Source organism: Mesorhizobium sp. M1312 (assembly GCF_040318115.1).
Lineage (GTDB): Bacteria > Pseudomonadota > Alphaproteobacteria > Rhizobiales > Rhizobiaceae > Mesorhizobium.
On sequence record NZ_JAMYLQ010000005.1, the window covers coordinates 60,278 to 74,089 of the forward strand.

At 63.1% G+C, this 13,812-nt stretch carries 14 protein-coding genes; 8 read left to right on the forward strand and 6 right to left on the reverse strand.

Features of this window, described 5'->3' with window-relative positions; translation table 11 throughout:
• Positions 1–4: 4 nt before the first annotated feature.
• Positions 5–943 (reverse strand): GntR family transcriptional regulator, encoded by a 939-nt coding sequence (locus tag NKH36_RS08645; RefSeq protein ID WP_352961158.1) that lies wholly within the window; start codon positions 941–943, stop codon positions 5–7.
• Between the two features lie 238 nt (positions 944–1,181).
• Here NKH36_RS08645 and NKH36_RS08650 point away from each other — a divergent pair, with 238 nt between their 5' ends.
• The 8 genes from NKH36_RS08650 (at position 1,182) to NKH36_RS08685 (ending at position 8,967) form a co-directional block, all read left to right on the forward strand.
• Positions 1,182–2,246: a polyamine ABC transporter substrate-binding protein gene (locus NKH36_RS08650; protein WP_352961160.1), complete on the forward strand. Its 1,065-nt coding sequence runs from the start codon at positions 1,182–1,184 to the stop codon at positions 2,244–2,246.
• A 245-nt stretch (positions 2,247–2,491) separates the two neighbouring features.
• Entirely contained in the window at positions 2,492–3,334 is an 843-nt protein-coding gene (locus NKH36_RS08655) for an ABC transporter permease (RefSeq protein ID WP_352961513.1), read from the forward strand.
• Positions 3,327–4,121 (forward strand): ABC transporter permease, encoded by a 795-nt coding sequence (locus NKH36_RS08660; protein ID WP_352961162.1) that lies wholly within the window; start codon positions 3,327–3,329, stop codon positions 4,119–4,121. Before NKH36_RS08655 ends, NKH36_RS08660 begins: the two co-directional genes overlap by 8 nt.
• Positions 4,118–5,191, forward strand: a complete 1,074-nt coding sequence (locus NKH36_RS08665; RefSeq protein WP_352961164.1) for an ABC transporter ATP-binding protein — start codon at positions 4,118–4,120, stop codon at positions 5,189–5,191. The genes NKH36_RS08660 and NKH36_RS08665 overlap by 4 nt, the downstream gene beginning before the upstream one ends.
• Before the next feature lie 17 nt (positions 5,192–5,208).
• Positions 5,209–6,483, forward strand: a complete 1,275-nt coding sequence (locus tag NKH36_RS08670; RefSeq protein WP_352961166.1) for a glycosyltransferase — start codon at positions 5,209–5,211, stop codon at positions 6,481–6,483.
• A 235-nt stretch (positions 6,484–6,718) separates the two neighbouring features.
• Positions 6,719–7,069, forward strand: a complete 351-nt coding sequence (locus NKH36_RS08675; protein ID WP_352961168.1) for a cupin domain-containing protein — start codon at positions 6,719–6,721, stop codon at positions 7,067–7,069.
• A gap of 24 nt (positions 7,070–7,093) precedes the next feature.
• The gene (locus NKH36_RS08680) at positions 7,094–7,438 is read left to right on the forward strand and encodes a cupin domain-containing protein (protein WP_352961170.1); all 345 of its coding nucleotides are present in this window, start codon (positions 7,094–7,096) and stop codon (positions 7,436–7,438) included.
• A 20-nt stretch (positions 7,439–7,458) separates the two neighbouring features.
• A complete protein-coding gene (locus tag NKH36_RS08685) occupies positions 7,459–8,967 on the forward strand; it encodes an aldehyde dehydrogenase family protein (RefSeq protein ID WP_352961172.1) in 1,509 nt (502 codons plus the stop codon).
• Positions 8,968–8,983: 16 nt separating this feature from the next.
• Here the strand turns inward: NKH36_RS08685 and NKH36_RS08690 are convergent, their stop codons facing one another.
• The 5 genes from NKH36_RS08690 to NKH36_RS08710 all read right to left on the reverse strand — a co-directional run bounded on the left by NKH36_RS08690 (position 8,984) and on the right by NKH36_RS08710 (position 13,784).
• On the reverse strand, positions 8,984–9,745 hold the full coding sequence (locus NKH36_RS08690) for an SDR family NAD(P)-dependent oxidoreductase (protein WP_352961174.1): 762 nt from the start codon (positions 9,743–9,745) through the stop codon (positions 8,984–8,986).
• A gap of 10 nt (positions 9,746–9,755) precedes the next feature.
• A complete protein-coding gene (locus NKH36_RS08695; RefSeq protein ID WP_352961176.1) occupies positions 9,756–10,568 on the reverse strand; it encodes an ABC transporter permease in 813 nt (270 codons plus the stop codon).
• Positions 10,568–11,431 carry an ABC transporter permease gene (locus tag NKH36_RS08700; RefSeq protein WP_352961178.1) on the reverse strand — a complete coding sequence of 288 codons (864 nt, stop codon included), beginning with the start codon at positions 11,429–11,431 and terminating at the stop codon, positions 10,568–10,570. The genes NKH36_RS08695 and NKH36_RS08700 overlap by 1 nt, the downstream gene beginning before the upstream one ends.
• A gap of 72 nt (positions 11,432–11,503) precedes the next feature.
• Positions 11,504–12,667: an ABC transporter substrate-binding protein gene (locus NKH36_RS08705; RefSeq protein ID WP_352961180.1), complete on the reverse strand. Its 1,164-nt coding sequence runs from the start codon at positions 12,665–12,667 to the stop codon at positions 11,504–11,506.
• Positions 12,648–13,784: an ABC transporter ATP-binding protein gene (locus NKH36_RS08710; protein ID WP_352961182.1), complete on the reverse strand. Its 1,137-nt coding sequence runs from the start codon at positions 13,782–13,784 to the stop codon at positions 12,648–12,650. Before NKH36_RS08710 ends, NKH36_RS08705 begins: the two co-directional genes overlap by 20 nt.
• Between the last annotated feature and the right edge of the window lie 28 nt (positions 13,785–13,812).

A 13,812-nucleotide genomic window follows, 5' to 3' on the forward strand; every position in this document is an offset into this window, starting at 1 on the left:
CTCGTCAGTCCGGCCGGCTGATCATGCCGAACAATGCGGGGGCCCCGCGGCTGGCCGCCTGCGGCCGCTGGCTACGGGACAATCGCAGATGGACGCGAAGCAGATCGGCTGCAATCTCATACTGCCGGCTTTCCAATTGGTCGAGTATGGTCAGGTGCTCGCGCAGCGATTGCTTCAGCCGGAAGACGTTGACGCCAGCATAAGTTCCCGGCAGCCGGCGCAGCCTGAGATGGTCGGACAGCGAGTCGGTGACGAACCGGTTGGCGGCGCCATCGGCGATTAGGCCGTGAAAGTCGATGTCCAGCCGCTGGAACTCTTTGATATCGAACGCGGCGTCGGGCAGCGCCAGCAGCGTTTCCATGCCCTGGCGCAAGGCTGCCGCGCGGGTCCCGTCCAGCCGAAAGCCAGGCCCCAGAATGGCGGCGGGTTCGAGCAGCAGGCGGAACTCGTAGCTTTCCCCTTGTGCCTCTGGATCGTCAGGCGCCCGCCTGAACAGCCAGGCCTGTCCCGGTGCGCGGTCCAGAAGATTTTCATCTGTCAGTTTCTTTAGTGCTTTTAGTACCGTCTTTCGTTCGGCGCCATACCGCCGCATCAGCGCGCCAATGGTCACCGTCTGATCCAACCGGCGCGCCGACCGGTCGCGCAGGATCATCTCCACGAGTTCGTCTTCTTCGGCGCTCGGCAGGTCGGCGGCAACGGTCGCCTGGTTGGTGAGGTCAACGGCCAGCCGATAGCCGGATTCAGCTTCCCAGCGCACCACGCCTTTTTCGGTGAGCAGCCGCAACGCCGCCCGCACCGGGGTCCGCGAAACGTTGCAGAGCGACGCGATCTGCTGTTCCGGGAGATGAGCACCGGCCTCGAAGCCGCATTGCCGGGCCACATCCAGAATGCGCTGAGCGAGATCGAGATGGTTGGTGCGTGGTCGTCTGGCAACGGCTTGCATGGCGATTCTCGTGAACGGGCTTGACCGCTGCGGTTTGACCGATCGCCCTTGCGGACGCAATCGGCCAGGTTCGCGGCGATTTTCCAAATTATGGATTGACGTACTTTTTTCTGCAATAGTACTGTGAGGTCAATCGGCAACAAAAAGACCGGGGAACAGGATCGAAGCCGCGGCACGGTCGCAAGCGGCGGTCCGACGATCGATTGAATTCGACGATCAACCAGAATGGGAGTCTGTCATGACCGCCACCACCCTGCGGCACCGTTCGTTAAAGACATCCTCGATCGCGCTCGGCCTCGCCCTGGCGCTGTCGGCGCCGGCGGCCGCCGCCGACCTCGTCATTTCCAACTGGGACGGCTACATGGCGCCGGACGCCATGGATGCCTTCAAAGCAGCGACCGGCGTTTCCGGCGAGGTCGTTGTCCACGCCACCAATGAGGAGATCATGGGCAAACTCGTCGCGACCGGCGGCAAGGGCTATGACGTGGTCTTCGTCTCCTCGCCCTTCGCCGAAGTGCTGAACAAGCTCGGCCTGATCGAGACGATCGACCACGCCAAGATCCCCAACCTCGCCAATCTCTATCCCGAGGCGACGAAACTGCCGCACGACGTCGGCAATAATTTTTCCGTGCCTTACACCTGGGGCACGACCGGCCTCTGCTACCGCTCCGATCTGGTGAAGACCGAGCCGGCCAGCTGGAACGATCTTCTCGCACCATCCGATGCCCTCAAGGGCAAGACCACTATGCTGGCGACCGACCGTTGGCTGCTTGCCGCCGGCCAGCTCGCCAAGGGCTATTCGGTCAACGAGACCGATCCGGCCAAGCTCGCCGAGGTCAAGGACCTGCTGATCTCGGCCAAGAAAACCTTGCTCGCCTATGACGACACCACCTTCTATTCGAAGCTGGTCTCCGGCGAGGCGTTGTTGGTACAGGCATGGGATGGCTGGTGCAATTACGGCATCGCCGAGAAGCCTGAGATCAAATACGTCATCCCTAGGGAAGGTTCGGACCTGTGGGTCGACACGATGGTGGTGATGAAGGCGTCGGCCAACAAGGACGCCGCCTTCCAATTCATCAACTTCATGCTGGATGCCAAGAACCACGCCTGGGCGGCCCAGAACATCGACTACAAGGTGCCGAACAAGCCGGCTATGGAAAGCCTGCCGGCCGATTTCCTCGCCAAATTCCCGAATATGAGCATGCCGGTGGCCGAGCTGGTCAAGTTCGAGCAGTTGCGCGACGTCGGCGATGCCCAACGCGACTATTCGAAGATCGTCAGCGAGATCAAGGCCGCGCAGTAGGCGCCGCAGTCCGATAAACTGGAAGCAAGCTTGCGTTCCTTCACGCCCTCCTCTGGCCTGCCGGCCATCTCCCCCTCAAGGGGGAAGATTGGCAGTTTCGCCCGCATCCCAACCATTCGGGGCACTGGAGATTGGCCACAGGCCGTGGTCCAGCTGATCTCCCCCCTTGAGGGGGAGATGGCCGGCAGGCCAGAGGGGGGTACTCCTCAATGAGATCTATAGTCCCCACTCGCTCCTCCTTGCTGATGGCGCCGGCGCTGGCCTGGCTCACTGCCTTGATGGTGGTGCCATGCGCGCTGGTGCTGGCGCTGGCCTTCTTCCGGCGCGGTATCTATGGCGGCATCGAATACACGTTCACGCTGGAGAATTTCGGGCTGGTTTTCGACCCGCTCTATGCCGGCATCTTCCTCAATTCGGCGCGCATCGCCGGCACCGCAACCCTGATCGCGGTGGTGATCGGCTATGCCGCCGCCTATGCGATCGCTGCGGCACCGCGCCGGCTGCAGCCGGTATTCCTGTTCTTTGCCGTTTTGCCGTTCTGGTCCAACTACCTGATCCGCACCTATGCCTGGATCGTGCTGCTCAACCGCGAAGGTCTGATCACTCAGCTCTTGCGCTGGTTCGGCTACACCGGTGAGCCGCCGTCTATGCTCTATACCGAAGGCGCCGTCATCGCCGGTCTGGTCTACAATTATCTGCCCTTCGTCATCCTCGCCTGCTACGCGCCGCTGTCGCGGCTCAATCCGGAGCTCGCTGAAGCCTCGCGCGATCTCGGCGCTTCGGCCATGACCACGTTTCGCCGGGTCATCCTGCCCTTGACCGTGCCCGGCATCGCCGCCGGCGCCGTCTTCGTTTTCGTGCTGTCGATCGGCAATTTCGTCACGCCGGCGCTGCTCGGCGGTGGTCGCTTCCAGATGATCGGCAATCTTGTCTACGACCAGTTCCTGACCGCCAATGACTGGCCATTCGGTGCGGCGCTGGCGATGGCGCTGATCGGCATCATGTTGCTGGTGCTGACGACGCAGGCCCTGGCCGCGGATCGCGCCGCGGGCCGTATCGCCGAAGCGAAAGGGGGCGCCGATGTCTGAGCGCTCCCCCGCCACGCGCCGCACGCTCTGGCTCGTGCTCTCGCTGGTCTTCGCCTTCCTCTATATCCCGATCGCCGTGCTGGTGGCGCTGTCGTTCAACCAAGGCGGGCTGCCGACCGTCTGGTCGGGCTTTTCGCTGAAATGGTATGCCTCGCTCGCCGGAAACGCCGCGATCCTTTCCGCCGCCCTCAACACGTTGATCGTGGCGCTGGTCTCGACCGCCATCGCCACGCTGCTCGGCACGCTGCTGGCAATCGGCGTCGAAATGCGCCGGCAGTATGGGAGCGGCCTCGAGGCGCTGATCTTTGCGCCGATGATCATTCCCGACATCGTGCTGGCGATCGCGCTACTCAGCTTCTTCTCCTTGCTCGATTTCACGCTGGGCCTGCACACCATCATCCTTGCCCATGTCGTCTTCAACCTTGCCTTCGTCTGCTCGGTGGTGCGCGCGCGGCTGAAAAGCTTCGACTGGTCGATCGTCGAGGCTTCCGCCGATCTCGGCGCTTCGGCGCTCACCACCTTCCGGCGGGTGACATTGCCGGGCATCCTGCCGGCGGTGGTCGCCGGCGCGCTGCTCGCCTTCACTCTTTCGGTCGACGAATTCATCATCGCCTTCTTCACATCAGGCGCCGGCCGCGCCTCGACCACGCTGCCGATGCAGATCTATGCGATGATCCGCTTCGGCATCACCCCGGAGATCAATGCATTGGCGACCATCGTCATGGCGGTCTCGATCACCGCGCTGACCCTGTCGCAGCGGCTCAACCGCGGGGTGATCGGCCAATGAGCGCACCCCGCACGCTGCTGGCGATCGACAAGGTCTCGAAGAACTTCGGCCGGGTGACGGCCGTTGACGGCATCTCGCTGGATATCCGTGAGAACGAGTTCTTCGCGCTGCTCGGACCTTCGGGCTGCGGCAAGACCACGTTGCTGCGCATGCTGGCCGGCTTCGAGACACCCAATCACGGCCGAATCCTGCTCGACGGGCGCGACATCGCCAGGACCCCGCCCAACAAGCGGCCGGTCAATCTGATGTTCCAGTCCTATGCGCTGTTTCCGCATATGAGCGTCAGGGCCAATGTTTCCTACGGCCTCGAAATGGAGCGCTTGCCGGCAAAGGAAATCCGCTCCCGTGTCGACGCCATCCTGGCGACGACCGAACTCGTTACCTTCGCCGACCGCAAGCCGGAGCAACTGTCGGGCGGCCAGAAGCAACGCGTCGCGCTTGCCCGGGCGCTGGTCAAGCGGCCGCGGCTGCTGCTGCTCGACGAGCCGCTCGGCGCACTCGACAAGAAATTGCGCGGCGCCATGCAGCTGGAGCTGAAGCGCCTGCAGCACGAGGTCGGCATCACCTTCGTCATCGTCACCCATGACCAGGAGGAATCGCTGGTCATGGCCGACCGCATGGCGGTGCTCAGGGACGGCAAGCTGCTGCAATGCGACACGCCGCACGCCGTCTACGAGCATCCGGCCGACCGCTTCGTTGCCGACTTCATCGGCGTGATGAATTTCGTGCCGGGCAAGGCCGCCGCCGACGGGGTGATGGCAGCGAACGGCATACGGATCACCGGAGCGGTTCCCTCGACTCTGGCTCCCGGCGCTGCGGCCGTCGCTTCGGTGCGGCCCGAACGCATCCGGCTGTTTCCGTCGGCGCAGACGGCCAATCGTGTGGCTGGCACAGTCGAGGCGCTGGCCTATCAGGGGCTCGACCTGCAGCTGCATGTACGCACCGCTCTGTCGCCAAAGCCGTTCCTGGTGCGCGTCACAGCCGACGCCGCCGACCGACGCCCGGTCGCGTCAGGCGATGCGGTCGAGCTCGGCTGGGATGCCGCCGACGTCAGAATTTTCGCAGATTGATTGAAGGAGAAGCTTTCATGGCGCAGAAGACGATCGCGTTTTTTCCGGAAGCAGCCTACGGCCCGGCGCTCAATTCCGTCGGCATCGCCCAGGCGGTCGAGGCGCGCGGCCACAAAGCGGTGTTCCTGTCGGACCCCGGCTTCGTCGACGTCTATAAGGGCTATGGCTTCGAGGCTCATCCGGTGAACCTGTCCGAACCGATGCCGCCGGAACAGATGGCCAAGTTCTGGGAAGACTTCATCAACGGCCACATACCGAATTTCCGCAAGTCGCCCTACGACCAGGTCGACAACTACGTAAAGGATTGCTGGACGGCGATTGTCGATAGCGCCAAATGGGCTGAGAAGGATCTGCCTGGCGTGCTTGCGACGATCAAGCCGGATGTTATCTGTGTCGACAACGTCATCCTGTTCCCGGCGATCAAGCAGTATGGCAAGCCGTGGGTGCGCGTTATCTCCTGCTCGGAAAACGAGATCGAGGACGAGGATATCCCGCCACACCTGTCCGGCTGCGGCGAGAATGACCACGCCTGCCATGAGCGCTATCGCAACCATTTCAACGCCGTCATCAAGCCGATCCATGACGACTTCAATGCGTTCCTGCGTGCTAGCAACGAGGAGCCTTACCCGCTCGGCCAGTTTTTTGAAGCCTCGCCCTACCTCAATTTGCTGCTCTATCCCGAGGCGGCGAAGTTCAAGCGCCGCCATCCGCTCGACCCGGCAAAATTCCAATATCTGGAAGGCTGCGTGCGGCAGGAGAAGCCCTACACGGTGCCGACTTTCGCTGAGAATAACGACGGGCCATTGCTCTACGTTTCCTTCGGCAGCCTTGGCGCCGGCGATGTCGATCTGCTGAAGCGCATCATCGCAACGCTGGGCAAGACGCGCTACCGGGCGCTGGTCAATGTCGGCGGCTACAAGGACCAGTACGCGCAAGTGCCTGGCAACGTCATCGTCGAGAGCTGGTTTCCGCAGCCCTCGGTCATCCCGCAGGTCGATGCGGTGATCCACCATGGCGGCAACAACTCGTTCACCGAGTGTCTCTACTTCGGCAAGCCGGCGATCAGCATGCCCTACGTCTGGGACGGCCACGACAACGCGACGCGCGTCGAGGAAACCGGCCACGGCTTCGGCATGCCGCGCTACGACTGGAGCGACGCCGAGCTGATCGCCAAGATCGAAACCTGCCTGACCGACCCGGCAATCAAAACCAAGCTGGCGAAGACATCGGCGCAGATGCAGTCGCAAAACGGCCCGGAGAAGGCGGCGGGGCTGCTGGAGCAACTTCTATGAGCGCGATGTTTGACGTGCCGAGCCAAGGCACCCCCCTCTGGCCTGCCGGCCATCTCCCCCGCAAGGGGGGAGATTGGCAGCCGTACCGTCGGCTTCAGCCTAGCAACGTTGGCGATTGGCGAAGACATAGCGGAAGTCCGATCTCCCCCCTTGCGGGGGAGATGTCCGGCAGGCCAGAGGGGGGTGGCGTGGAGCGAAGATGCGTCAAAACTCAGTATCGAACCGGAGCACCCGCATGACCGCCTCCGCGCCGCATCTCCACCAAGCCTCGACCCGCACCGACCTCGTCGATTGGGGCGCCCAGCCGGATGCGCTGGAAGGCGCTTCGCACTCCACCGGCAGGCTGGTACACAAGGGACCGAACAACCAGCCGGAATCCGGCATCTGGGTCTGCACGCCCGGCCGGTGGCGGCTGGCGATTCCGCGCGACGAATTGTGCCATTTCGTTGCCGGCCGCGCGACCTACAGGTCGGACGACGGCGAGGTCATCGAGGTCTCCGCCGCCACGGCTGTCATGTTCCCGGCCGGTTGGACCGGCGAATGCACCGTCCACGAGACCATTCGCAATATCTACATGCTGGCCTAAAGCCGGCCATTGGAGCTTCACGACATGCCAACGCCAATCATGAAATCGCCGCTCGCTATCACCGACCTCGTCGACTGGGGCGTCATTCCTACCATGATCGAGGGGGAATCCCGCACCTCGGGCAAGCTGCTGCACAAGGGACCGGAAGGCCGTTCCGAATGCGGGCTGTGGGTCTGCACCCCGGGCAAATGGCTCTGCCACGTCACCCGCGACGAGTTCTGCCACTTCCTTGAGGGACGCTGCACCTATGCGCATGAATCCGGCGAGGTGATCGAGATCGAGCCGGACACGGCGGCGTTCTTTCCGCAGGACTGGAAAGGCGTCTGCACCGTCCATGAGACGATCAAGAAGGTCTACATGATCCGCTGAGCGGGTTTGAAAGGAAGACCATGGAATTCTTCGCTGACCGGCCGGCTTTCTTCGTCAATCCGGATTACCGGCCGATGGCCGGCACAAGAAAGCTGGTGATCGACCCGGCGACGCTGGAAACCGTCGGCGCGATCGCGGCTGCAACCGACGGCGAGATCGACGCCGTGCTCACCGCGGCGACCAAGGCGCAAGCCGCTTGGAAAAAATTCGACGCCAAGAGCCGTGCCAGGCATCTGCACGCCGCCGCCAACGCCATCGAGGCCGCCGATTTCACGCACTGTGCCGAGCTGATGGTGCGCGAGATGGGCAAGCCCTATCCGGAAGCAATCGGCGAGATCGCCAATTGCGCACCGATCTTCCGCTATTACGCCGAGATGGCGCGTGACGATGCCGGCAAGATCGCCGGCACGACGCAGGCCGGTTCGTTCCAGTACGCGCGCTACGAGCCTTACGGCACGTCGGTGCATATCATGCCCTACAATTTCCCCATCCTGTTGATGTGCTGGACCGTCGCCGCTTCGCTTGCCGCCGGCAATGCCTGCGTGATCAAGCCGGCCGAAGCGACGACATTGTCGACGCTGGATTACATGGCTGTGTTCCGCTGCCTGCCGGCGGGCTTGGTGTCCTGCCTGCCCGGCGGGGCGGTCACCGCGCAGGCGCTGATCGCCTCCGACCGCACCCATGCCGTCGCCTTCACCGGTTCAGTCGCCGCCGGCAAGGCTGTCGCCGTCGCCTGCGCCGAACGCATGAAGCCGTGCGTTATCGAGGCCGGCGGCAGCGATCCGCTGATCATCAGCCAACACGCCCCGCTGGACGTCGCAGCGGCCGGCAGCGTCACTGCCGCGTTCCATCTTACGGGCCAGGTCTGCACCTCGGCCGAACGGTTCTTCGTCGTCGATTCCGTTCACGACCGCTTTGTCGAGCTGTTTGCGCAGAAGACACGTGCCCTGCGCATCGGCAACGGCCTCGACAAGACCGAGATCGGGCCGCTGGTCAGCGAGGCGGCGCGGGCTAAGGTTATGCGGCTGGTCGACGATGCGATCCGCAGCGGCGCCAAGGCTATCACCGGCGGGCGCATTCCGCCGGCGCACAATGTCGGCTGGTTCTACGAGCCGACGATCCTGACCGGCGTCACCCCCGATATGGCGATCGTGCGCGAAGAATGTTTCGGACCGGTCGCAGCGATCTGCCGGGTCAAGGATTTCGACGAGGCGATAGAGCTTGCCAATGACAGCCCGTTCGGGCTCGGCGCCTCGGTCTTCACCGCCGACCTTGCCGAAGCGCATGAGGCTGCGGAGCGGCTCGAGGCCGGCATGGTCTGGATCAACAATCCGCTGATCGACAATGACGCGCTGCCGTTCGGTGGCTGGAAGGCATCGGGCCTCGGCCGCGAACTTGGACGCCAGGGGCTGGATGCCTTCCGCCGCTCGAAGATGGTGATCATCGACCACAAACCAACGATCCAGGACTGGTGGTATCCCTATCCCGACAGCTGGTTCCGCGAAGCCGGCGGCCGCAAGCACGTATGAGGTACGAACGGCTGCGTCAGCCGATGCTCTCGCCGCCGTCAATCACCAAAGCCTGGCCGGTCATGAAGGACGAACGATCGGAGACCAGGAACAGGATCGCTTCGGCTATTTCTTCGGCGCTGGCCCAGCGCTGCATGGGAATCTTGGTGCGGACATAGCACTCGATCGCGTCCCGCCCGCCCATCTGGGCGATGAACGGCTCGTTGAAGGGCGTGTCGACCCAGCCGGGGCAGAGCGCATTGACGCGGACTTTGTGCTTGGCATAGTCGAGCGACATCTGCCGGGTCATCGCCACTACGGCATGTTTTGAGGTTGCGTAGGCGATCATCTCGCGGTCGTAGAACACACCCGAATTCGAGGCGGTATTCAGGATGACACCACCGCCCTGTTCGATCATCGACGGCATGACGAGCCTGGCCGCCAGGAACTGCGCCCGCACATTGATACGCCAGGAGGCATCCATGCCGTCGACGCCTACTTCGGTCAGCGTGCCGCCGACCTGGACCCCGGCATGATTGTGCAGGATATCGATCCGACCATGTTTGCCCAGTGTGCCCGTAATGAGTTGCTCGACCGCCACGTCCTCGCCGACATCGGTAGCGATCGCCTCGGCCTGGCCGCCGGCGGCACGGATGTCGGAAGCCGTGGCTTCGCCGGCATGCTGATCCCGGTCGGCGATCACCACCACCGCCCCTTCCCTGGCGATGATCATGGCACCGGCGCGCCCGATGCCCGACCCGGCGCCCGTCACCACGGCGATGCGATCTTTCAGAATCATGACGCGACTTTCAGTTTGATGGTTTGCGTTGGCGCAATTGCCATTGGGCAAGCACCACAAGCAGAACGGAGGCGACGAGGACGATCGTTGCGATGGCATTGATCTCGGGCGTCACGCCGCGCCGGATCGAGGCAAAGACATAGATCGGCAACGTCGTCTGTGCGCCGGCGACGAAGAAGGCGACGATGAAATCGTCGAAGGAGAAGGTGAAGGCGAGCAGGAAGCCGGCGATTACTGCCGGCATGATCTGAGGCAACACGATGCTGCGGAACGTCGTCAGCGGAGTGGCGTAAAGATCCCTCGAGGCCTCGACCAGATTGCGGTCGAGGCTGCCGAGGCGTGTGCCAACGATCATCGCCACCAGCGCCATCGAAAACAGGCCGTGCGCGGCGATGATCGAGCCGTAGCCGAGCGCCAGGCGTGGCGGCTGATCGTTCGGCCACAGCGAAGCGAGAAACGGATTGACGACTCCAAATAGCTGGACGAGCGCGACCAGCGTTGAGATACCGATGACGACGCCCGGAACAACGATCGCAGCGCCGAGAAGTGCATCGAAGACCGCCCGTGTTCGCGCGCCGACGCGCGCCAGGCCAAGCGCCGCAGCCGTGCCGCACAGTGCCGCGAGCAAGGCACTGGTGGTGGCGATGAACAGGCTGTTCTTCAGCGCCTCGACCAAGAAAGGGTTCGACAGCGCCTTGCCGTACCATTGCACCGACAAGCCGGTGAACTCGCTGGCATGGCGGCCCGCATTGAAGGAGAACAGCACCACCAGCGCGATCGGCAGGTAGAGAAAAGCGAAGACCGCTATGACGAAGGCGCGCATCAGATCAAATCCACCCGGCGTGCTCCGGAAAGCCGGGTCGAAATTCGGTTGGCGGCAAGCAGCACCACCACGGAGACCAGAACCAGCGTGATCGCGATTGCCGATCCGAACGGCCAGTTGCGCGATTGCAGGAACAGATCGACCAGCGCGTTGCCGATGAAGAAGACCTTGCCGCCGCCGAGCAGCGTCGGGATCAGATATTCGCCAAGCAGTAGGATCATGACCAGCGAAAAGCCGGTCATCACACCCGGCAGCGACAGCCGCAGCGTCACGCGTAGGAAGGTCGAGATCGGTGTTGCGCCGAGATCGGCGGAGGCTTCCAGCAGCCGGCGATCGAGCCGCTCGAGGCTGACATAGATCGGCAGGATCATCAGCGGCAGATAGCCATAGACGATGCCGAGCAGGACCGCGCCCGGCGTGTTGATCAGCCGCACATCCTCAAACCCGACATAGGCCAGCAGTGCCGGGATGCCGCGTCCGCCCAGAACATACATCCAGGCATAGGTTCGCATCAGCAGGCTGGTCCAGAACGGGATGACGACAAGCGCAAGCAGGATCAGCCGCCACCGCTCCGGCGCGCGCAAGGCGAGGTAATAGGCGACCGGATAGGCGACGAGAAGACAGGCCAATGCGCCTGCCGGTGCCAGCACCATCGTGTTCCAGAAGGCAGTCGCCCGCGCCGGAAGATTGGCATATTGCGCCAACGTGAAAGCGGCCTGATAGCCGCCTTCCGGCGCCCGCTCGCCGACGCTGAAGACGGCGATCGCGACAAACGGCAAGACCAAAAATACCACCAGCCACGCGGTTGCTGGACCGAGCAGCAGCGCGGTCAGCAGATTATGACGAAGGACATTGCTGCGCATTGAAAAATCGCCCCGGTGCCGGCGGACATCTGCCCGCCGGGTGAGTTGCCTGCATCGGACCTATGGCCTTGTTCAAGCCGACTTGAAGCGTGCCATCAGTTCGGCGCGACCCGGATCGGTCAGCGTCGCAGCAGCACCGAATTCCAGCGGAGTCAGCAGATCCGCCGCCGGGTAGAGGATCGGATTGTCCAGCACCTCCTTGGGCAGCAGTGCATTGACCCGCGCATCGGTGGAAGGCGCCCCGTTGGCCAGGTGCTCCCTGACCGCGACTTTCGGGTCCATCAAGTAGTTGAGCAGGGCATAGCCGGCGGGCTTGTTGGGCGCATCCTTTGGAATGGCATAGAAGTCGGTCCAGATCTCGCCGCCCTCCTTGCCAAGCACATAAGCGATCTCGGGAATGTCGCGGTGGAGCTGCGCCCCGTCATTGGTCCAGCACATCGTCATCCAGGCGTCGCCGGCACGCATCGACGGCTGGTAATCGCTGGAAACCGCAAACAGATGCGGCTTGACCTTCAGCAGCAATTCCTCCGCCTTGGCGAGTTCGTCCTGCTTCAGCGAGTTGAACGAGAAGCCGAAATATTTCAGCGCATTGCCGATCGTGGTGAGCTGGTAATCATGGACCATGGTCCGGCCGTCGCCGTCCGCCATGGCCGTGTCCCAGAATTCCTTCCAGCTCGTGATCGGCTTGGTCAGCTTCTTGGTGTTGACTGCAAATCCGGTGGTGCCCCAGTTCTTTGGCACCGCATAAGTCGCACCGTCGATCGTGCCTTCCCCGGTGAAGCGCGGGTCCTGTTGCGAGCCGTCGAAATTGGCAAGCTTGGCCATGTCGAGCGCTTCGATGATCTCGAGCTTCTTGTAGGTGGAGATCGTGTAGTTGGTCGGAACGAAAAGGCTCCAGCCCGAGGCGCCAGCCTGCAGCTTGGCCAGCATCTCCTCGTTTGACCCGAACACATTGACCTCGACAGCGACACCCGTCTCGGCCTTGAAATTCTCGAACGTCGCCGGGTCGTGATAATTGGGCCAGGTGGCGATCGACATGCGGTCGCCAAGACCCTCCTGGGCGAAAGCGGGCGAGGGCACGATGCCGAGCTCGCGGGCCATCACCGCCGTTGCGATGCCAAGACCGGTGAGGCCGAGGAACTCACGGCGTCCGATCGAACCGCGCTTGAGGCGCATCAGTTGATCGACGAATTTTTCAGGGCTTATCGGCAGTCCGTCACGATATGATTTCGACATGTTTGTTTTCCCTCTGGTTGGTCCCGTTGTTCTTGGGGTCCGGGAACGCGAGCGGCGTTCCGGCTGTAAAGCCGATGGCGACGGGTTCACCCGGCTTGAAGAGATTGCCATTGCCGATCACGTGATCGGCCTTGGCGAGCAGGGTTCCGATACCGCCAACCTCGATCGCGTATTCCGCGGTCGAGCCCAAAAAGATCCGGTTGCGGACAATTCCGTTCAACCGGCCGTTTCCCGGCGCGCCGAGGCTTAAGGATTCAGGACGCAGGCTGACCGAAACGGCTTCGCCCCGGCGCAGCGAAGTTCGTTTGCGCGCGGCAATGACGGTGCCGTCGGCAAGCGCCACCTCGACGAGGTTGCCCGAATGCCCGGCGACCTTGCCGCTCAAGAGATTGGTCTTGCCGACGAAGTCCGCGACGAAGAGGTCGGCGGGCTCGTCATAGATTTCGCTCGGCTGCCCGAGCTGGACGATGCGCCCGCCATTCATGACACAGACGAAATCGCTCATCGACAGTGCTTCCTCCTGGTCGTGCGTGACAAGGACGAAGGTGATGCCGATCTCGCGCTGCAGGTTCTGCAACTCTATCTGCATGTCGGTGCGCAGCTTCTTGTCGAGTGCCGCCAGGGGCTCGTCGAGCAGCAGCACCGCCGGCTTGTTGACCAGCGCGCGCGCCAGGGCGACACGCTGCTGCTGGCCGCCGGAAAGCTCGTGGATCTTGCGGCGGCCGTATCCGGCAAGCCGCACCATGGCGAGCGCCTCGCCTGCCCTCAGGCCGATCTCCCGCGACGACAGCCGCGGCCTTGCCTGGCGCAGCCCGTAGGCGATGTTGTCCTCGACATCCAGATGCGGAAACAGCGCATATTGCTGGAACACCATGTTGACCGGCCGCCGGTAGGGCGGCGTGCCGGCCATGTCGCGGCCACGGATGAAGACCGCGCCTTCGCTTGGTTGTTCGAAGCCGCCGATCATGCGCAGGCAGGTCGTCTTGCCGCAGCCGGACGGCCCGAGCAAGGCGACAAAGGCAGACGGCGGAATGGCAAGATCGATGCCGCTGACCGCAGTCACGCTGCCGTAGCGTTTGGTGACCCCGCGAAACTCGATATCTGGCACTGCGGTCAAAGCTGCGGGCTCCAGCGAAGGCGATTTT

Excerpts from the sequence above, each read along its gene's own strand:
- NKH36_RS08670 (WP_352961166.1), top strand. The coding sequence starts at position 5,209 with ATGGCGCAGAAGACGATCGCGTTTTTTCCGGAAGCAGCCTACGGCCCG.
- NKH36_RS08685 (WP_352961172.1), top strand. The coding sequence starts at position 7,459 with ATGGAATTCTTCGCTGACCGGCCGGCTTTCTTCGTCAATCCGGATTAC.
- NKH36_RS08665 (WP_352961164.1), top strand. The coding sequence starts at position 4,118 with ATGAGCGCACCCCGCACGCTGCTGGCGATCGACAAGGTCTCGAAGAAC.
- NKH36_RS08650 (WP_352961160.1), top strand. The coding sequence starts at position 1,182 with ATGACCGCCACCACCCTGCGGCACCGTTCGTTAAAGACATCCTCGATC.
- NKH36_RS08645 (WP_352961158.1), bottom strand. The coding sequence starts at position 943 with ATGCAAGCCGTTGCCAGACGACCACGCACCAACCATCTCGATCTCGCT.
- NKH36_RS08675 (WP_352961168.1), top strand. The coding sequence starts at position 6,719 with ATGACCGCCTCCGCGCCGCATCTCCACCAAGCCTCGACCCGCACCGAC.
- NKH36_RS08655 (WP_352961513.1), top strand. The coding sequence starts at position 2,492 with ATGGCGCCGGCGCTGGCCTGGCTCACTGCCTTGATGGTGGTGCCATGC.
- NKH36_RS08690 (WP_352961174.1), bottom strand. The coding sequence starts at position 9,745 with ATGATTCTGAAAGATCGCATCGCCGTGGTGACGGGCGCCGGGTCGGGC.
- NKH36_RS08680 (WP_352961170.1), top strand. The coding sequence starts at position 7,094 with ATGCCAACGCCAATCATGAAATCGCCGCTCGCTATCACCGACCTCGTC.
- NKH36_RS08660 (WP_352961162.1), top strand. The coding sequence starts at position 3,327 with ATGTCTGAGCGCTCCCCCGCCACGCGCCGCACGCTCTGGCTCGTGCTC.
- NKH36_RS08700 (WP_352961178.1), bottom strand. The coding sequence starts at position 11,431 with ATGCGCAGCAATGTCCTTCGTCATAATCTGCTGACCGCGCTGCTGCTC.
- NKH36_RS08705 (WP_352961180.1), bottom strand. The coding sequence starts at position 12,667 with ATGTCGAAATCATATCGTGACGGACTGCCGATAAGCCCTGAAAAATTC.
- NKH36_RS08695 (WP_352961176.1), bottom strand. The coding sequence starts at position 10,568 with ATGCGCGCCTTCGTCATAGCGGTCTTCGCTTTTCTCTACCTGCCGATC.